An 18,882-nucleotide genomic window follows, 5' to 3' on the forward strand; every position below is an offset into this window, starting at 1 on the left:
AACTTTCGACGTTGAGTATATTCCGCAGGCGCTACGAGAGCGGCTTGCGCCGTACAACACGATTCGACTCGCTGCTGGGGAACCAGATCTTCTCGGCGTTGGGATGCCGGCCACCAAGGTGCTCAACGGTGATGCGGCCACGACACCAGTCACAGTGATCGAGGCGAAAGGCCACAACTCGGACCCGGCCGCTGCGGACGTCGCTCGCGGTATCGCCCAAGCGCACAACCATCTCCCTGAAGTCAACCTTGGCTACGTCGCTGCGCCGGCGCCCAGTATCACCGACACAGCACGTGCCCAGGCGCGGAATCTCAACGTTGGTGTCATCGCTGTCGACGATTCGGATTCGGCACGTGTCATCGAACCCGCTCGCGTCACGGGGGCTGGTGAGTTCTCGACGACAATCGATGCGGTCCGGCTTCAGGCGACTACGCATCGACTCACCGACGGAAGCTTCCCGGTGAATCACCCGAAAAACTACCTCGGATACGCGCTTGCGGTTGCTGTCGACGGCGACACCGAGACCGTGTACGTCGACAACGTCATCAACGCTATTTCTGGTGGACGGCGCGGCGCGATTCTGTTGAACCTCGTCAACGACCAGCCAAACGGCGACTCACTCACGCACCTCGGCGCAGAAGTCGTCCGCTTCGGCCGCGACCAGCACGGCAGTGTAACAGCGGCGCTCGCCGAGTTCGACACGTGGACAGGCAGATCGACGAGGTTCACCGAGCTCGCCCCACGATGGGCACAGCTCGCACGCTCCGTCGCCATCCAATACGAGCCGACTCGACTCATCATCACCGCGCTCGAACGGATCCACCAGAACGGGACGCGGGACGCAACACTCGCCGACATCGCACTCGAAGCCGCACGCATCAACCAACCACTCGCCGTTGAGGTGTTCTTCACCCAGCATCGACGGGACGACGTCCTCACCGCAGACGGCGACATCAATGAAGCCGTGCTGACTGATCCGACGGTGTACAAGTCTGGCATTCACTTCCAATTCAAATACCAGCTCTACCACGTCGGAATCCTCACCACCGGCGGCACCGACGACAAGAAGACCGTGTTGAGCAACACATGGCGGTTAGAGCAAGCGGTTGGTAGCGCATCCGGACCACGGTGACCCAGGAGAGAGTTTCAACGGAGAACTGTACGCACTCACCGGCTTAGGTCCGTCTGTGAACGGATTGTTCCGCGTCGAATACCTCGCTACCTCCCTGACTGTGTATCGAACGCTGCCAACAAGTCATCGAGAATCATCGTCCCGGTCGCGGTATCGAGCGGGTCGTTGTTGTTCCCACAGTCTTCGCTCATGACACAGAGCGGGCAGCCCCGGCGACGGCCACACTCACAGTCAGCAATGTGTTCGCGTGTCCGGTCCGCTAGTGTCTCGATGTGCTCGTATATCGCTTTTGAGAAGCCAATCCCACCGTCGATTCCATCATGAACAAACCATGTCGGCCCGGGGATCGTTTCGTGCGGGTGCGACGGCGTTGAGAGCCCGCCAATATCGTGATTGTCGATCATCAGCTCCAGCGGTGCGAGCTGGATGATCCCGTGTTCAGCGGCGTGGAGCCCGCCGGCGTACGTGTACCGCGCTTGTTCCATCGGTACCCGTGGATCATCGCTTGCTCGCTCTGTCGGTTCCAAGAGCGGCGCATCAAGGGCATTGATCGTCGTCCGTAGATGGTCCTCGGGCAGCGAGACCCACAGGAGCTCGGTCTGTAAATCAAGCGGTGGTGTCTCGGTCGGAAGCGGTCCGTCAATGAGTTCGCCCGTTCGGTAGTCACGGACCATGTAGTTCCCGTAGGTGATCCGCACCGTCCCTGTCCCAAAGTAGATATCATAGTCACCTGCCAGCGAAGTGTGGTCTTTGACGTCGAGATCCTGAACCTGCTTGGTTGACAGCGTCTGCGTGTAGTGCGTGGTAGCCACCTCTTCGACGTGGATTCGCGGGTGCGGCTGGTCGTGGTCAACCTCTGTCACTTCGTACTGTTGGCCCGCATGGAGGAACAACGCCCCCTCATGGTAGTCCCGGTAAGCTCGTTCCGTAGCGACCGGGTCGTGCTCAATTTCGCCGTTGGTACAGACTACCTCGTAATCGATGCCTGTCGTCCCATACAATGAGATCCGGCTCTGCGGGCGTCGGTCGCCGGCGTAGGTGACACCGCCAGCGTCGAGATTCCCCGCTTGTTCAAGTAGCCCGGCGTCTTGCCACATGGCAGTCATTTCCCGGAACCGGTCCTCGCCACCGAGATACGGCGCATCTTCAGCCGTCAATGGACGTTCAGCGGCCGCCGCGAGCAAGTGGTCTGCGAAGACGCGGTCGTTGTCGATAGAGACCACAGCGTCCTCCACGGTGTCGTCATCGAATAGATACCCTGGATTATCGAGAATATAGGCATCCATCGCATCTGTCCCCCCAACAAGCACTGAGAGTGCGTCACTCGTCACGCGGCCCGCCCGCCCGATCTGTTGCCAGAAGGACTGTTTGGTCCCCGGATATGAGTCTGTCACCGTTGCGTCCACCGACCCGATGTCAATCCCCAGCTCCAACGCGTTCGTCGAGATGACCGCATCGAGGTCAGCGCTTTTCAACTGGTTTTCGACGGATCGACGCTTCCGCTTGCCAAGGCCCGCGTGGTAAGGTTCAACGTCGATGTACCCATCACGCGGGTGGTCACGAACGGCCTGTACCGTTTGTTTTGCGCCGATCTCGGTTCCTTGACGGGCTGTCGTGAACTGTAGCGTCTGGATCCCGTTAACCGCCAAGTGCGCCGTCACGGAGGACGCTTCACGCGCACTGGACCGACGTGCCTGTTCGAACCCCTCCATCAGGTCGCCGCTGCCATCATCATACCCTTCAAGGGCCTCGTCATCGAGCGGTGGCTCCCACAACACGATATCACGATTCCCACGCGGCGACCCATCCTCGCTAACGACGCTGAACTCAGCCCCGGTCAATGTAGAAGCGTGAGCAGCCGGATTACCGATCGTCGCAGTCGTGATCACGAACTGCGGATCCGCACCGTAGTGGGCGAGTACGCGCCGAAGCCGGCGCAAGATCCACGCAACGTGAGTCCCCATGACGCCGCCGTACTCGTGGCCCTCGTCAATCACCACGAGCTCAAGATTACTGTAGAAGCGATGCCAGCCGCGATCCTTGCTATGGCGTGGTAAGTAGACGTTCAACCCGGCCGGGTTCGTGAGGATAACGTTCGCATTCTCACGAACAGTCCGCTTCCGCTCATCTTTGGTGTCACCATCATACGTCCCGATGTGAGTATCAAGATCCAACTCACCGCGCAACCGATCGTTCAGCGCTTGTTCTTGATCGTTTGTGAGCGCTTTCGTCGGGAACAGACAGAGTGCGGTCGCATCATCGTTAGCGAGGTGATTCCGTGCGATTTGAAGCTGGTAGATCAGCGTCTTCCCCGATGAGGTCGACGTCGTAATCACCACGTTCTCATCGGCCGCAAGCAGCTCCAGTGCCTCGGCCTGATGTGAGTACAGATCATGGCCGAGCCGTGACGCAAGCCGATCCTGAAGCACGTCCTCGGGAGCGACAGTCTCAGCAGACTGCGCGTCGAGCCGCTCACTATGCCGGATCTGTTCACGCCAGTCCGGGAACGACTCTTTCAGCTCCGACTCAGAGAGTACCTCGCGGTGACGAGCAGTCCCTCCATCGGGCCGCAGCATCCGCGTGTCGGTTGAACTCACGTGTTCGGATCGAGGTGAATGGTTATCAGTCATTGTCAGGAGAAATCGGCGAGCGAGCCTTGTGAGCTGTTTTCACCGGTCGGCGTCTTCGTTTCCGAGTCCCGTCGCGCAGCTGCTTCGAGATGCTTGTAAATCGTCGCGAGCGCTCGCACGTCGTCTTCGCAGTACCGTTCCAACCGGTCCCAGTCGGGTTCAACAACGGTTCCGGCATGCGTGTCTCCGGCAACTTGGCTTCGATACGCTGTGTACAGCTTGGCAACGCTCTCACCGTCAATCCCGTTCGTCGACGGCTCCCACCCGAGCGCGTCAGCGACATGCTCCAGCTTGTTCGTTCGCCCAGGAAGCGCTGCGTTGCCGCCGTTCTTCTTCGTAGCCCACCACAACGCATCGAACTGATAGCGGTCGGTCCAAGCTTCTACGAGATCGGGGTGGTGCTGCTGGAGTTGTTCCGTGATGACCGGAAAGTCGAATTGGTATCCGTTCCATGCGACGACCGGCCGCCCCGCTGCGGCACCCGTGAGCCAGGTCATAAACGCCTTCAAATGGGATCCGTCACCGACGGCCTGTTCGCGGAAGCTCATGTAGTGCCCATCCTCAGGGCCGCCGTCGAGCACCCCGATTAGCCACGCCGTCGATGGATTCAACCCGTCTGTCTCAATGTCGATGAACACCGGCTCCTGATTGGGTAACGAATCATCACCCGTCGGGAGGACGGTGTTCGTTGACTGTGCCTCGGCAGCAGTCTGGACCGTGCTCGCAGAAGTTCGCCCCAGCCCAGATAATTCGGTGAGTTGCCGGAGCGGAGTGTCGGCAAGCCCATCGACAGTAGTGATGCCAGCATCACGCAACGTCTCAAACCGCGTCGGACCGATCTCCGGAACACCGCGCAAGCCGAATTTCTGCGGATCAATCTCGGAGACATCAACTGCTCCATTCGAATAGAGGGCAACGAGTGTTGCCTGTGTCGTATCTGCTGCCGTACCAACACCCAGATCGGCGTTCGATGTTCCGACACCGACAAACTGCGAGTCACCATCGTCTCCATGACTCCGAGTCGTCGTGAAGCCAGCCCGTAACGCCGTCGAAAGATGAACCGTACGCGCCGTCCACCAGTTGTCCGGAACCCGACCGTGATAGGTATGGAGTCCCTCAAGCGTTGCTGACCGGGCATACGGATCCACAGATAACGAAACAGACTGGTCAATCAGACAGATCTGAGAAGTCGTCGCTACATCAGCCAGATCTTCTCCCACTGAAGATATCCCGACTCTGCTCGCAATCCGCTCCGGGTCGAGCGGCTCCTCACCCATCGGCAACGCTATGACAACACACCGATCCTCGTCTGTAACCGCCACGTCCGGCCGCATCCCGGTACCAACTTCAAGCATATCGAAATCGAACTTTCGATTGAGAGCCGGGCCAACGATGCTCGCCTGCGGCTCCGTCGCAACAAGCACATCAGGATCCAAGCTATCGACCATCGCGGTGATGGTATCGCGGTGAGAGCTGCTCACAGCGGCCCCAGAAAGCGCAAGGATTCGAGTCGGCGACTCATCCGGAGGCGGCAACGCCGGCAGTTGCGGCCCCGTCTCCCCACCGTCAGTACTCAACCGTGGTGGACGGGTGGAGTCGGAGTGCCGAGCAGAATCCGGCTCGTCGGTCATCTCAACTGATACGTTGACCCGGGAGCATATTAATCTTCGAAGAGCGGCGTGAAAGTGATTAGAAGAGGTCGTCACTCAGTGAAATCTGCGAGCGTCTTCCGCCGCCGGTTCTCAGGTTGGACGTTCGTTATCAGGATTTCAGCAACCTCGCCACGATTACTTGCGTCGCTGTTAATCGCTCGCGTCGCATCGACGTACGTCACTGAGAACGCGTCATGCTCCTCATACAACTCTGTGACCGGTGGTGAATTCGAAATGAGAACTGAGACGTTCTGTTCTGTGAGCTCAACAGCCGCGTCTCGCAACCGACGCTGATGGTCTCGATCAAATCCATCGGCGTGATACGAATTGAAATCCGCTGTTTTCGACACCGGCTCGTACGGCGGGTCAAAATACACGAGATCGCCGTCCGTCGCCTCCTCAACCACGTATTCAAAATCGGTGTTGAACACTCGGGTACCCTGTAATGAGCGGGAGGCCTTCCGAATCCGTTGTTCCTGTACCCAGTCCGGATTCGTGTACCGGCCGAACGAGACGTTGAATTCCCCGTCGCTGTTCTCTCGATATAACCCGTTGAAACACGTCCGATTTAGATACAACAGCAGACTCGCTTCCCGAACACGGTTCTCATGTTTCAGGGTAGAGTCCGAGAGGAACTCGTTGAACTCCGAGCGTGCCTCGTAAAAATACTCCTCCGAATGCTTGTGCGTCTTATTCTCCTCAATAAGCTTATCCGGGTGATCGCGGACAACCTCGTAGAACGTTGTTAACCGGTCGTTGAGATCGTTAATTGTCCCCTCATCAGGATTCAGGTGAAAGAACACGGCTCCACCGCCAACGAACGGCTCATGATACGCCTCATACGACGTCGGGAAGAGCCCCGTGATTTCAGAGAGAAGCTGGCGTTTCCCACCCGCCCACTTCAAAATCGGTTCCACCATTCACACTCACGTTTCAATACGGTATAGAAAAGCCTGTCTCGTCTCCAAGAGCAGCCTGCTATAGATTTGACCTGATACTCGGAGACACAGGCCATCGCGCTGTAATCTACGAACAGCTCTACTAGTTCGTCCAAGTGCCTGCCATCGATTGCGGCGGCATTCAGTAATCAGAGTTACATTACTCCCGTGTACAGTACGGGTATGGACGACGATCGCCGCATGAGCACGGACCGATTTTACGGCGGTGTCGAAAACCGCATCTCAATCCTCCAGGACTTTCTCGCGTTCGTCGGTGATGAACACCCGTCTCGCAAAGCGCTCTACGAGTGGTTCGACCACAATACAGGCGGTGGAGGTGAGTCGTTTGTCGATCGGAACATGGGGTTCTTCGAATCCCTACACCTCGTGCGGTTCGAGGGGGAGACGTGCCGCCTAGGAGTATACGGGGAACGATACAAACTAACACATGACCCGTTCGTGGTGCTTCAGGCGCTTCGCAGCGGGATCAAAGGCTTCGATACAATTCTCACCGCACTTGCTGACTCGCCTCAAACTGATGAAGAAATCCAGGACCTGATCGTCGCCGAATTCGATGCCGCGTCCACAGGCACGGCAATCAAACGGCACCGGGAATGGCTTCAAGCGCTCGGGTACCTCACCCATGAGGGTGACACGAACTCACTGACGAAGGCTGGGCGAGATGCTGTTGAAACGCTCAATTTACTTAGTGATCGTGTCGTAATCCCGCCAGCAACTGGAGACGCAACGACCGACTGGATCGATGTACTGAGACAATACACCGACAAACAAGGAATACGTATCGAAGACAGCACACTCGAAGGATTCCAAGTAGAGATTCCGGGTGACCAGCCAACCCACATCTGTGGTCATCACCCATTCATAGACGATTCACACACAGGCTCACACACCGATCCGGAGTTCCTACAAATCAGCGTTGACAGCGAACACAACGCATTAGAACGCGATGCGGCTGAGACGATCGTCGGGATCGTCCTCAACACAGACACCGCTGATTTGTACGACCCGGTCCTCGATGACTTCCTCTATTTCACAGAAGATCTCCTCAGCGAAGTTGCCTCTGCGTCCCAAAGCATCGAGATCGGAGTTGCGGATGACGGGACCTACGACGACCCGTTCACCGGCCGAGCCAACAACTGGCACGACCTGCTAGCGATACTCACCCACAATGACCAGACAGACACCACCGAGCCAATCACGGATCCAGCACCGTACTACTGGGTAAATCAAGGTGAAGAAGAAATTGACGGAGAATTCCTCCGAGCCCACGACCGACGACTTATTTCAGTACGATCTGCCGAAACTCACCGTCGGTGACATCGTCTTCAGCTACAACAACGGCGAACTCGTTGGGTATCACGAAGTCGTCGAACCAGCTCACATCATCACAACCGGTGACGGAGATGATGATGTCGATGAAGAGGAACACTATCGTGTCGAAACCGAATTCACGCGGTTTCCAGACCCGCTCGCATTCGCCGACGTGTTCAAAACACTGTGGGAGCACCGCCTTGACCAGTACTATCCCGTGAACGCTGGTGGGATCAATCAGCAATACTTCTACAACCTCAGCGAAGCAGCTGGCGAGTACCTCCTCAAACAGGGAACACAGCAGCCAGCAGACGATACTGAGACTGACGACGAGGAGGAACCCGATATTGACCATCCTGTTCTCGCACATCTCGACGAAAACAGCGACACCACCGTCTACAAGCTCACCGCGCCACCCGACTACTGGCTAACCGCCATCGAATACCGCGGCATCCCCGTAGAAGAGACACACGCCGACCACTGGCGCGACGCCTCACCCGGTGACATCGCTATCTTCCACGCGCAACAAAAACCGTCGAACACCGAGCTGGAACCCCAAGATGGAGTCGTGTTCGGTGTCGGGATCTTCGGCCACCCGTACCAGAAAACCGAGTACTGGCTACACGACGAACACGAAACAGACCAACTCATAGAGCGTGTCATCGGGCTCGACCGACTCTTCATCACGAGCGACATCAACAAACTCGATCTCACAACTAGCGCGCGAGCGAAAAGCCACGCGGAACTCAACGAAGAACTCACCGCGTTAACGCAGAACGGACTCACCATCGACCGCGTTCAACAACTTTGTCGAGAGGTAAGCGGCACAGAGTTCCCGACACAGAACACGTTCGTCACGTTCCGCAACGATGACGGCACGCAAGACCTCTCCCGTCCACGCGCCATCATAACCGCCCTAGCACCAGATCTCACAGAACTCGCACCAGTCAATTACGAGAAACCGTTTACCGGGACGCTCCCAGCCAATGATCTCCTTGACGGGTTGTACTTCTCGGGTGACCTTGGTGAGACGATTATCGAACAAATCGAAGCCGCACTCCTCGCCGGCGACCACGTCATCCTGACCGGCCCGCCCGGCACCGGAAAAACCGAGATCGTAGAACGCGTCGCCACGCACCTCGCCGACGCGTACCCGCACCTGTACTCCGGATCTGAACTCACCACGGCGACCGCTGATTGGTCCACGTTCGACACCGTCGGTGGGTACATGCCGACCGAAACCAACGACGACAACGCAAACGCCGATCTCGCGTTCACGCCCGGCATTATCCTCAATCGGCTCAAAGACACACAGACCGGCGTTCAATCGAACGAGCCCGTCATCATTGACGAATTGAATCGCGCCGACATCGACAAAGCCTTCGGCCAACTATTCACGCTGCTCTCCGGACAATCCGTTCAACTCCCCTTCACGCGAAACGACCGCGAAATCGAACTCCTCACCACCGACCATCTCGACGACCTGCCAGCCGAACACCAGTACGTTGTCCCCGACTCCTGGCGGATCTTCGCCACCATGAACACGTACGACAAAACCTCGCTGTACGAAATGAGCTACGCGTTCATGCGGCGCTTCGCATTCATCCGCGTCCCGGCTCCCGAATTTACCACCGGTGACGACGACACCGCACGTACTGAGCTGACAACCGAGATGAACGCGTACATCGACGCCTGGGACGGACTCGACCCGAGCGACGAGGAACGCGACGCGATCGGGCAAGTGTGGAAGCAGACGAACCAAGCCGTTGACGACCGATCGATCGGCCCCGCAATCGTCCGCGACATGCTCACGTACGTCACGAACCGCCGCACCTCCGCGACAGACGACCTCTCAGAACGCGTTACCGAGGCCGTTATCAGCTATATTTTCCCGCAGCTCGAAGGCGTCCCAGAACGGAAACAAATCATCACGCACATCGCAGCTGTCGACGCAACCGACACCGACACGCTCAGAACCGCGGCGAGTGACATGCTCCAAGTCACGATCGACACAGAGACTGAGTCATGAACCGCGAGGACCTCATCGACGGGCTCACCCAAGACATCCTCGCGTACGTCATGAACGGCGGGTTCCCCAAACAGGAACTCGCCACCTCAATCAAACCCGAGGCACTCGACCAACGCTTCGAGGACTACGAGCTCCTCCTCGACCTACACTTCATCCTCAAACCCGACATCGTCGAGTTCGTCGAGCAGCTCTCCCAACGCCTGCGAAACGTCCGCACCGAAACGAAAACCGTCGCCCGCACGCAACGCGGCGGCATCGACGGGCACATCAACTGGGGATCAACCGTCAAAGCCCGGTACTCCACCAATCCCAACGACCGATCGTTATTCGTCACCGAAAACCGCTCCGAAGACTACGACATCCCCGAGAACATCGTCCTCAAACGCCTCTTCTCAATCATCTACACGACGCTACGCGACGCCGACGAGTACCTGAAAGGCAACTACGACTGGGTCACCGACCGGTGGCAAGCCAACACCGACCTCATCGACCAAGTACAACGCACCGTCGAACGCAACGTCCACGTCCGCCGCATCCGTGACCCAGAAACGTACGAACCAACCGAACGCATGCTCACCACCGCCGCCAACTCCCGGCAAGAAATCTACCGCGACGCCGCCACGCTTCTCCGCGCTCGTCAAGAGTTGTTCGACGGTGACCCCGACGCGTTACGCACACTGTTGAGTCAAACCGCGATCACCCCAGACGACCAAGCCCGGCTCTTCGAGCTCTACGTCCTCTTCCGATTCATCACCACACTCGAAGAGTTACAAGGCACGCAACCCGTCTTCCAAACGATCAAAAGCGGACGCCAAGAAGTCGCTAAGATCGACGGTGAGCAAGAAATCGTGCTGTATCACGACACGTCCGCTAGCGACCGCGGCCTCTCCTTCCGCACAGAAGCCACTCCGGACGACCGTGAACCAACTCGTGCTGAACGCGTCCAACAAACCGCACGCGACGTCGCCAGCACCTACTTCGATAAGAACTTCCAGAACCACACCGGCCGCCCCGACGTCATCGTCCTCGAAGTCAAATCAGACGACCCGATCACGTACGAATACCTCATCGCCGAAGTGAAACACAGCACCCGCGAAGAAACAATCCGAACTGGAATCAAAGAGACCCTCGAATACCTCGCATCCCTCCGAATCAACGAAGACTACGTCTTCGGGCGAGACACGAGTAATAAGGAGGATATCTTCGGCAACGGGTGGAATGGCCTCCTTGTCGTGCAGGACCTTGATCGGGAGACGCTGTCCGTAGACGCACAGGAAGACGAGCCGATAACCATTCTACAGGCAGGGGAACTCAGTGAGGAACTGCCCGGAATTTTAAAGAACGTGCTGAATCAGTAGCTGAGTATCTATGCGAACAGCGAGAATAATGAGACTTCAGTTCTCTTTTGTTCTACTCCTCTCCCACAGTAGCGTGTTGCCCATTTTACGAGAAGAGATCATTCCTTCTTTTTCAAGCTCTTGAAGCCGCTTATACGCCGTGTCGTGCGCGCAGCCAACGTGGTCCGCAATCTCACCGGTACCGGCCATTCCTCCTTCTTCATCAATAGCATTAAGAAAATCGTCAGTAGGGTACTGACCGGTATATCGCCCTGTCTCTTCGTCACGGCCAGGCATTATTCTCCTGTTTTCGGTCACGCTGATTAGTCCTGACGGTATTTCAACCACCATTATGAGATATCCGAAAGGTATTTACCTATATGAGTACTCATAATGGATGTGGAGCCCAGCCCCGACGGGGCGTAACGATCCAACGAATGCCTGGGTGGTAGTGACACCCGGGCTGGGCTTCCCACGGACGTGAGAATCCCATGGTAAAGTCGAATCCGAAATGGCAAGAGACTGTCGGTGAACAGTTTATTGAAGCTATATACCAGTTGGAAAAATATGTGCTCGGGGAGGGGGCCCCGATGTGTCAGGTGTGCGGGTGTGAGCTGCGGGAAGGCGATGAGGTGACGGCGTATGCCTTCCGGGCGGCTGGCAACCCTATTTTTGAGATTGGGTACGTGGTGTGCGGGGCGGATGTGTATGAGCATCCATCGGTGTTTACGCGTGGTGTTCATGAACTGGTTGTCACGGGCCGAGTCGGTCTCTGTACGGACGTTTCCACACAGTCGTTGTGGTTGGTGCTGATTGAACCTACACCGGTGGTGGTGAGTGTTGCGTCGTCAAGCTCGGCTCGCACGGTAGGTGATACAATCTGTGATACCGGGGCTCGGAGTACTAACGACGCTGAGCGCCGGGATGGACTGACTCCACTCCTGACAGCTGTCCGCGAACGAACGCGGGCTGATGGGGGTGGTGAGTGATGCTGCCGGAGTTCGATGCTGACCACCTCGATTACGAATTCACACTCCCGGACGACGTCGAAGAACTCACGCACCCGGATGTGTATGTGAGGCTTGAAATCCCGCTACTCGCGCCGGGCGATGGGATCGTCACAGACAGACACCATGCGTCAGCTGACCGGTACGAAGCTGGCGACCCGCAGAACCAAATCAGGGGCATGGTGTCGCCGTTTCTGCTGTCGGGATGGCTGTGCCACGGATGTGAGCGTGTCGTCCAAGCGGCGGACGGTACGGCGTGCTATCTTGGCGAAGCGAACGCGGACTACATGATTACTGGAGGACCCGCATGAGCGCGACGACCGACGGCGACGTCGTCGCCGGACTCACCGCTTTCCAGCGAGATCTCCTGCGGGCGCTCGCGAAGACTGACGAACAGAGTGGCCTCTCACTGAAAACAGATCTCAGAACCTACTACGGCGAGGAGATCAATCACAGCCGCCTGTACCAGAATCTGGACGAACTCGTCGCGCACGGACTTATCAAGAAACGCCGACGCGACGGACGCACCAACAGCTACAGTCTCACTGCGGCGGCAACTACCGCGCTCGAAAACCGCGACGCGTGGGTGAGAGGTGAGACGGCGTGAATCGCACCCAGCCACCGTATATCCGCTTCGACGCTCGCGAGACCCTCACTGGCGAACTCAACGAGATCACCGTTCAACAAGCGGTCGAGGGCCGCGTATGATGAAGAAGCTCTGGCGGTGCCGCCAGTGCGACCGGCTCGTCAACCGATTCGTGAACGGGTGGGTCTGCCCGCGGTGTGGGTGGTACTGTGGCCAATCGATTGTCAGCGTGAATCGGGGACCATGAGTCGGGACAATCAGCAGTCCGCCGACGCACCAACAAATCCCCTCGTAGACGACTCCATCACACGCCTCGATCAGCTGTCGCTTGCGTCCACGTCAGGGGCGTGTCAACACTGCGGGCGCTCGTTCACCGAGGGCGACGACGTCATCGCGTACGTCTCCAAGCCGGCCGAGAAGCGCACCCACGAAGTTGGCCACTGCGTCTGCGCGCACCGCGAACACCGCCAGCAGGAGGTGTTCACACTCGGCGTCCACGAACTGCTGGTCGCCGGACGTATCGGACTCGCCTCAGACGCTGCGACCCAATCCATATGGCCGATTCTCGTCGAGCCGGTCCCACTCGGTGTAAGCGCGCCAGCGACGACGACGATCCGCTGGCTGCCACCAGAGACGCCACTCGCCGAGCAGGTCACGCCGACAGCGACCCAACGGCAGCGACGGCGTGAGGCCCGGGCGCAGCTGACAGTCGGTGGCCACCCACCGGAGACGGAGGGGGATGACTAATGCGGTCGCCACACCGCACCGAGTCCACCCGACGCACGACGACTGATCGCCACCCAACGCGCCCACCCACGCAACAGCCAGCGACAGAGTCCGACGCCATCCACGCGACGATCACGCATCTTCGGCGTGCGCTCACCGCGAGCATTGCCGACGACGTCGCCGGCGTCAGGGCTGGGCTACTGCGAGCCACGATGACAGTCGATGCGACACGGCATCCAGACATCGCGGCCGCGATTCGGACGGCCCGCGATGCCGATCCGGGCTCGCGGACGGTTCGTCAGTACATCCGGCAGCTACTCCGGCGGCTTGTCGCGGTGGTCAACTGTTGGGAGCCAGCCGAGTGATGCCGGGCGACAATCAGGCCCACAGCGGGCGCCTTCAGCCCGCCGGCCAGGGCCACGAGCGGGGCGTTCATCTTGTGGGTCCAACCACGCGATACGATACCCGCGGCATCCACTGCGCGAACGTCTCGCCACGGCTGACCGAGTGGGTTCCGACCGTCCTCGAACAGCTTCGTGAGGCAAGCATCGAGGCAGTCCAAGGCCAGACGAGTCACACCGACGCGTGGCGGGCGAGTGCGTCGATACTCGACAAGACACTCCCTAAGTGGCACTCCCTAGAGGACACGTGGGACGACGCGACCGCGGAGGCGGTCGCGTACACGCAAGCGATCACCGACCTTGCGCTTGCCGACAGCGACGCAGCCACCACCTCGCGGTACCGCGAGCGGCGTCACAAGTCGCTGAGCGAGACCGTCGAGTCAGTTGGCACCGGCCGCGGCGCAGTCAACGCCGGCCTTGGAGCGCTCGTGAAGGGCCCGGTCGCGCTTCATCGGGAACTCGATCCGACCCCACGAGCGCTCACGTTGGTGCTTGATGGCCCAGCGTGGGCCGAACTTACAGACCGTCGGACCGGCGTCCGCGCACTCGCGGCAATCGCCGTCCTTGCGGACGGGTTCGACGTCCGGGTCGTCGCCTCGCCGGCACTCCAGCAGGAGCTCGCTCGTCGTTACCCGCAGTGGAGTGCGATCCATCTCGGTCTTACTGATAGCCGGGATCGGTCCCCCAACCAGGGACACCACAGTTCTGATGAGCCACTCGGCCCAACCGGCACCGCAGAGTCGGTATGGGAGGCGCTCACTGGACTCGCGTCCGCACCCGGGAAACGCCGGTTGCTCGCCGCGTTACGCGCCGACATTGGCCGCACGTACGCAAACCTCACAGAGGATCCCGGCCTTGACATTGAGCGCGGGACCATCGGTCGGTACGTTCTCGACTTGGAGTCGCGAGGGCTGGTCGCGATCGACCGGCGTCGGGAACACAACACAGTCACACTCACCGATCTCGGCGAGACGGCTGTCAGCGAGTGTCTCACGGCCGATTGTGAACTCCAGCATCCGGATCAGACCCAGTTGGAACACAGTCTTACCGCGACCACTCACGAATCAGCAAGTACAGTGTCGCCCCCGCGGGAGGCCTCGGGGACCACACCAACAACGGTCGAATCGTGGCTCGCGTCGACTGGCGACGCCGACGAGGGGTACGTCAAGGAGATCGACACCCACGATGCGGCGTCGATCCACCAGCGATTCACCGTCCCAGCGGAGCGGGGGGCGGTCACGCTCGTCGACGACCCGGTTGAACCGTTCGACGATGGTCGAGTGAGCTACCTCAGCCACCACGATGAGGAGTGTCTCGCGATCGTCCAGTGGGGCGGCCCACTTGCCACCCTGGGACGTCTCGCGGGCGTCTTACTCAGCGAGACGGCGCTGTCGGAGATCCTCACCCCGTCGCGACTCGGCGAGACGTTCGCGAACATTCACGGTGGCACCGGCGAGATTACCACCTCACCCGGCCGAACACTGCGTCGTGGGCAACAAGTCGGGTGGTTCAGCGAAGACGAGGAGGTGTACGCAGCGTGGCGTGATCGGATCGAGACGGTCCGCGACACACATCTCGCCCGCCTCAGTGCGCTTTCCGACAGCACCGACAGTGCCGCCCGTGGAGAGTTGTTCGAAGACCTCCACGGATTGGTCGCGACGGCCACCCAGCTGTACCACGCTGCTGGCGTCGATCTGACACTGACAGTCCGACTTCCAGACACTGAGCCATTCGTTCAAAACGAACGCAAGCGAGCCGACCTCTGTGACTTCATCCGGCATACGGTGCCGAAACAGTCGGTGTATGGGGTCCACTCTGGCTACCGGATGTTGTTCGAGAGACGCCCGGCAAAGCTGAAGCGTCGACTCCCGTACGATGTCGAGGCCGGCGCCTCAATGGAGTTGACCGCGTCGTGGGTCATTGCGGGGCCGACGGCGACTACACTCCAGACAGCCATCACCGAGGCGCTTCGCGACGAACTCGACACGCTTCGAGAAGCGATCGTGACCGGTGACGAGCAGGCGCCGTCACTCTCTGTGCCCGTTCGCGACGGTACGACATACGCGTCGATCCGGGAGATCGTCGACGAGCTCGCAGCGGAGTACGACACTGGGTGGACGTCGCGTGAACGGCGCGAACTCACCCGGTGCTGTCTCCGGTCGTTCGGTCGGGATGTCCCGCATCGAGCGAGCCCGTACGACGCGGTCACCTGTCTGATTCGGGCACTCGACAATCCTCGTCGCGAGTGGGAGCCAGCAGTCCTCAGGGCGGCGACAACGCTTCCAAGCAGTCGGTTCCGCCCAGACCTCCCACCAACGGCGACAAAGCTCTATGCGGCGCTGCTACGGGCGCCAGAACCAGTTGGTCGCCAGGAGCTCATTGAGCGCGCCGACATCTCGGCAAGTAGCTACGACCGTCGTATTGGAACCGTCAGCGAACTTCCTCGTATCCGGCCGACAACGGTAGCTGGCCACCGCAAGTGGGATGCTGTAACCCAAGCGCTCGGGTGCGGAAACCCGACAGAGCCACACGCACCCCGACAAACCTTCAGCAATCCTTCGGCAGTAGGCCATCCCAGCGTCGCGTCGACGGCCACGATCAACGCTCTGGGAGAGCAGCCGCTATTGACCAGTAATCGGAGCGTAGGGGTCCAAACCACGCTCACGTCGGGGCCACTCACACACCGAGAGTGCGGGAACCACCGCCGCAGGAGAGCCCTTTGGCGACCCATAGGCCAGCAGAGAAGATTACACCGAGAACCACACGCGGTGGCGGGTAGGTATCGACTTACCAGCCTCGATGCCCTGAGCACACCGGCCACCGCGATCATAGAGGGCAGTCCTACCAAATCCGGTGCGAGAAGCATCGCTCGCGAAATTGCCACACAAGCAGCTACACACCACGCAACCAATGATTAGAAGACACAACCGCGAGGGCCCAGTATGGGAAGACGCAGAGATCGACGAATCAGATATGATCAATGGGGTGCCCCATCTCACCGCAGTGGAATACGAACGAGAACAGGAGTTCAAACAACACATCATCTCGCTCCTCAAAGCACACGACTGGAACGTAGACACGGAAGTGTTAGACGACGAACGAAGGGGTCGCGTTGATATTGTTGCGGAACACCCAGCCGTCGGCTGTGTCGCAATCGAGGTTAAGCGGACACGTAACTACACGACGCGTCACATCGCCGAAGGATTTGCACAGATACTGAACTACCGGTCATACACGTACAGTGATCATGACATCGATTACTGGGCCTTAGCGCCAGGCTTTGATGGGGAGATCCGTCCGTACAGGAATCGGAGAAAGCGTCACATACAGGTGCGAAACATGTTTCGGCGGACGCTCGCTGAACTCAAGCTTGGGATGCTCTCTCGCCGACGAGAGGCAATTGCCTTCGGGAAACAGTTGGACTGGTGTATCCCCTTGCGTGATCCTGAGACGATGACCGAAGACGATCTTGACACGATTAACGAAAAGATCGCCAGTCGTGAGTGGGACGCAAGTGGGTATGATCCCAGACAGTAGGCGAGGACAGCAATCGACTTCGTACTAAAGTCCAGAAGGCACCCGGAACTCGCTGCTACGCGTTCGGTTCAGCGTGTATCAGGTCGGACAACTCAAACAGTCGAACATCGTCACGGGCGTCAGCGGTATTTTTGAGGTCGTCAGTGTACCCGGACCGGCTGAACAGGACGTACAGCGTCTCCCCGTCTGCTGGTTCGTCTGACCATCGGACTTCCGACGCTGTCCGTTCAAGATCAGTGAGCACACCCTCACTTACAGGCTGGGAGGTGAACTTACACTCACCAGCGACACGCCCCGGCTCAGTGAGACCGAGGACATCTAGTTCGTGTTCTTTGAACCACCACTGACCGACATCACTGAACCGTCGGTCAACGAGATGTGGGAGTGCCCGTTGGCAGAGTCGTTCAAACAGCGGACTCACATAATCAGCTACCTCTGGAGCAACCACTTCGTCGTACGCAGTGTCACCAAGTATCCGAAGCTGATCCTGATTGCCGTAGACGAACCGGAACCAGAACCGGAACAACGGCGCTGCGATACGATATCGGCCACGTTTCGATGCTGTCGGTGACGCAGTGACTGGGATGTGGCGCTCAACAAGACGGAGTCGACGAAGCTTCTGTAGGTACGTGCTGAGTGACCCAGATTCTATCCCGGCCATGCCTGCGACTTCGTTCGGGGCCCGTCGTCCGTGAGCCAAGGCACGGAGAATACTGAAGTACGTATTCGGCTGTCGGAGTTCGGTTCGAAGGAGAAATTCCGGTTCAGAGTAAAGGAGGGACTGTTCTGAGAGGATGCCCTGCTGGACGTTCGTTCCTAACGTCTCATCTGGGTCTATCGTTTGGAGATAGTAGGGTGTACCCCCATAGATTGCCCACATAGTGATAGCTGTCTCCGGGTCATAGCCTGGGAAGAACTTGCGTGCGTCAGCGACATCGAGGGGTTTGAGATCGATTGTTGCTGTCCGTCGCCCGTACAGTGGCGCGCTTCCTGAGAGCACCTTATTTTCCATGACACTGATCGAAGAGCCGACCAGGACAAGCGTCATTCCCGTCTCTTGGAGCTTGGTATCCCAGACTCGCTGGATTCGTGACGGGAGCGAGTCATCCTCCTCAATAAGGAATGGAAACTCATCGATTACCACAATCGCGTTCTCTTCACCGAGTGTTTCAAGAATCGCTTCCCAGTCACGGCGGACGTTCTGTAACGAGGGGAATTGTGCTGTGGCAGTTTCGACGAACTGTTCGAGTTGATTCTGTGCCGTGGACTCAACTGCTTGGTAGTATACAGCGTCTTCCCGATCAGCGATGGATTGGCGGACGAGTTCGCTTTTGCCAAGGCGCCGACGGCCGTAGATAACGACAAGGTCTGCGGTTTCGGACTCGTAGCAGTCCGTGAGTTGTTCACGTTCGACGTCCCGATCCACGAATTGTTCCATACACCTGATCGTAGTTCCATCTAAATAGAAGTCCCGATTTTGGAAGTCGCGATTTCAGAAATCTAGATTTCTACTTTTCGCACGGGAGACACACCCAATTTGAGACGACCAATTCACTATCGCTCTTATGTAGAACT

General features: G+C 58.6%; 15 protein-coding genes and 1 pseudogene. 10 read left to right on the plus strand and 6 right to left on the minus strand.

Annotated elements, in window-relative coordinates; genetic code table 11:
- On the plus strand, positions 1–1,132 hold a 1,132-nt coding region (locus tag Z052_RS02665; protein ID WP_199058224.1), incomplete at its 5' end, for a hypothetical protein.
- An 86-nt stretch (positions 1,133–1,218) separates the two neighbouring features.
- Here Z052_RS02665 and Z052_RS02670 read toward each other — a convergent pair.
- The 3 genes from Z052_RS02670 to Z052_RS02680 all read right to left on the minus strand — a co-directional run bounded on the left by Z052_RS02670 (position 1,219) and on the right by Z052_RS02680 (position 6,334).
- Positions 1,219–3,729 carry a DEAD/DEAH box helicase gene (locus Z052_RS02670; RefSeq protein WP_241897877.1) on the minus strand — a complete coding sequence of 837 codons (2,511 nt, stop codon included), beginning with the start codon at positions 3,727–3,729 and terminating at the stop codon, positions 1,219–1,221.
- Between the two features lie 35 nt (positions 3,730–3,764).
- Positions 3,765–5,393 carry a ribonuclease H-like domain-containing protein gene (locus Z052_RS02675; RefSeq protein WP_099288762.1) on the minus strand — a complete coding sequence of 543 codons (1,629 nt, stop codon included), beginning with the start codon at positions 5,391–5,393 and terminating at the stop codon, positions 3,765–3,767.
- Between the two features lie 71 nt (positions 5,394–5,464).
- Complete coding sequence (locus Z052_RS02680; protein ID WP_099288763.1) at positions 5,465–6,334, minus strand: DNA adenine methylase; 870 nt, start codon at positions 6,332–6,334, stop codon at positions 5,465–5,467.
- A 201-nt stretch (positions 6,335–6,535) separates the two neighbouring features.
- On the opposite strand from Z052_RS02680, the gene Z052_RS02685 reads away from it, so the two are divergent.
- Genes Z052_RS02685 through Z052_RS02695 form a run of 3 tightly spaced genes read left to right on the plus strand, consistent with a single transcriptional unit; the run spans position 6,536 to position 11,071 of the window.
- Complete coding sequence (locus Z052_RS02685) at positions 6,536–7,690, plus strand: hypothetical protein (RefSeq protein WP_099288764.1); 1,155 nt, start codon at positions 6,536–6,538, stop codon at positions 7,688–7,690.
- A complete protein-coding gene (locus Z052_RS02690) occupies positions 7,617–9,713 on the plus strand; it encodes an AAA family ATPase (RefSeq protein WP_158228661.1) in 2,097 nt (698 codons plus the stop codon). Before Z052_RS02685 ends, Z052_RS02690 begins: the two co-directional genes overlap by 74 nt.
- A complete protein-coding gene (locus tag Z052_RS02695; RefSeq protein ID WP_099288766.1) occupies positions 9,710–11,071 on the plus strand; it encodes a hypothetical protein in 1,362 nt (453 codons plus the stop codon). Before Z052_RS02690 ends, Z052_RS02695 begins: the two co-directional genes overlap by 4 nt.
- A 36-nt stretch (positions 11,072–11,107) precedes the next feature.
- Here the strand turns inward: Z052_RS02695 and Z052_RS02700 are convergent, their stop codons facing one another.
- A complete protein-coding gene (locus Z052_RS02700) occupies positions 11,108–11,401 on the minus strand; it encodes a FaeA/PapI family transcriptional regulator (protein ID WP_308203500.1) in 294 nt (97 codons plus the stop codon).
- A gap of 637 nt (positions 11,402–12,038) precedes the next feature.
- Between Z052_RS02700 and Z052_RS02705 the strand changes: the two are divergent.
- From Z052_RS02705 to Z052_RS19665, 4 genes and pseudogenes are all read left to right on the plus strand, one after another.
- Positions 12,039–12,350, plus strand: a pseudogene (locus Z052_RS02705) (hypothetical protein); the annotation flags it as partial.
- Between the two features lie 14 nt (positions 12,351–12,364).
- Positions 12,365–12,664 (plus strand): helix-turn-helix transcriptional regulator, encoded by a 300-nt coding sequence (locus Z052_RS02710; protein ID WP_099288767.1) that lies wholly within the window; start codon positions 12,365–12,367, stop codon positions 12,662–12,664.
- A 222-nt stretch (positions 12,665–12,886) separates the two neighbouring features.
- On the plus strand, positions 12,887–13,390 hold the full coding sequence (locus tag Z052_RS02715) for a hypothetical protein (protein ID WP_099288768.1): 504 nt from the start codon (positions 12,887–12,889) through the stop codon (positions 13,388–13,390).
- On the plus strand, positions 13,390–13,734 hold the full coding sequence (locus Z052_RS19665; protein ID WP_144049989.1) for a hypothetical protein: 345 nt from the start codon (positions 13,390–13,392) through the stop codon (positions 13,732–13,734). The genes Z052_RS02715 and Z052_RS19665 overlap by 1 nt, the downstream gene beginning before the upstream one ends.
- A gap of 416 nt (positions 13,735–14,150) precedes the next feature.
- Here the strand turns inward: Z052_RS19665 and Z052_RS20720 are convergent, their stop codons facing one another.
- Positions 14,151–14,423: a hypothetical protein gene (locus Z052_RS20720; RefSeq protein WP_176455012.1), complete on the minus strand. Its 273-nt coding sequence runs from the start codon at positions 14,421–14,423 to the stop codon at positions 14,151–14,153.
- Positions 14,424–14,561: 138 nt separating this feature from the next.
- Between Z052_RS20720 and Z052_RS02720 the strand changes: the two genes are divergently transcribed.
- Together Z052_RS02720 and Z052_RS02725 are read left to right on the plus strand one after the other, a co-directional pair.
- Positions 14,562–16,688, plus strand: coding sequence for a plasmid replication protein RepH (locus tag Z052_RS02720; protein WP_206746943.1), 2,127 nt, complete (start codon positions 14,562–14,564; stop codon positions 16,686–16,688).
- Complete coding sequence (locus tag Z052_RS02725; RefSeq protein ID WP_144049990.1) at positions 16,681–17,307, plus strand: restriction endonuclease; 627 nt, start codon at positions 16,681–16,683, stop codon at positions 17,305–17,307. Before Z052_RS02720 ends, Z052_RS02725 begins: the two co-directional genes overlap by 8 nt.
- Before the next feature lie 55 nt (positions 17,308–17,362).
- Here Z052_RS02725 and Z052_RS02730 read toward each other — a convergent pair whose 3' ends face one another.
- The gene (locus Z052_RS02730; RefSeq protein WP_099288770.1) at positions 17,363–18,745 is read right to left on the minus strand and encodes an ATP-binding protein; all 1,383 of its coding nucleotides are present in this window, start codon (positions 18,743–18,745) and stop codon (positions 17,363–17,365) included.
- Between the last annotated feature and the right edge of the window lie 137 nt (positions 18,746–18,882).

Source organism: Halorubrum sp. C191, assembly GCF_002727095.1.
Lineage (GTDB): Archaea > Halobacteriota > Halobacteria > Halobacteriales > Haloferacaceae > Halorubrum > Halorubrum ezzemoulense.

Excerpts from the sequence above, each read along its gene's own strand:
- Z052_RS02675 (WP_099288762.1), bottom strand. The coding sequence starts at position 5,393 with ATGACCGACGAGCCGGATTCTGCTCGGCACTCCGACTCCACCCGTCCA.
- Z052_RS02680 (WP_099288763.1), bottom strand. The coding sequence starts at position 6,334 with ATGGTGGAACCGATTTTGAAGTGGGCGGGTGGGAAACGCCAGCTTCTC.
- Z052_RS02685 (WP_099288764.1), top strand. The coding sequence starts at position 6,536 with ATGGACGACGATCGCCGCATGAGCACGGACCGATTTTACGGCGGTGTC.
- Z052_RS02695 (WP_099288766.1), top strand. The coding sequence starts at position 9,710 with ATGAACCGCGAGGACCTCATCGACGGGCTCACCCAAGACATCCTCGCG.
- Z052_RS02700 (WP_308203500.1), bottom strand. The coding sequence starts at position 11,401 with ATGGTGGTTGAAATACCGTCAGGACTAATCAGCGTGACCGAAAACAGG.
- Z052_RS02710 (WP_099288767.1), top strand. The coding sequence starts at position 12,365 with ATGAGCGCGACGACCGACGGCGACGTCGTCGCCGGACTCACCGCTTTC.
- Z052_RS02715 (WP_099288768.1), top strand. The coding sequence starts at position 12,887 with ATGAGTCGGGACAATCAGCAGTCCGCCGACGCACCAACAAATCCCCTC.
- Z052_RS19665 (WP_144049989.1), top strand. The coding sequence starts at position 13,390 with ATGCGGTCGCCACACCGCACCGAGTCCACCCGACGCACGACGACTGAT.
- Z052_RS20720 (WP_176455012.1), bottom strand. The coding sequence starts at position 14,423 with ATGGATCGCACTCCACTGCGGGTAACGACGAGCGAGCTCCTGCTGGAG.
- Z052_RS02725 (WP_144049990.1), top strand. The coding sequence starts at position 16,681 with ATGATTAGAAGACACAACCGCGAGGGCCCAGTATGGGAAGACGCAGAG.
- Z052_RS02730 (WP_099288770.1), bottom strand. The coding sequence starts at position 18,745 with ATGGAACAATTCGTGGATCGGGACGTCGAACGTGAACAACTCACGGAC.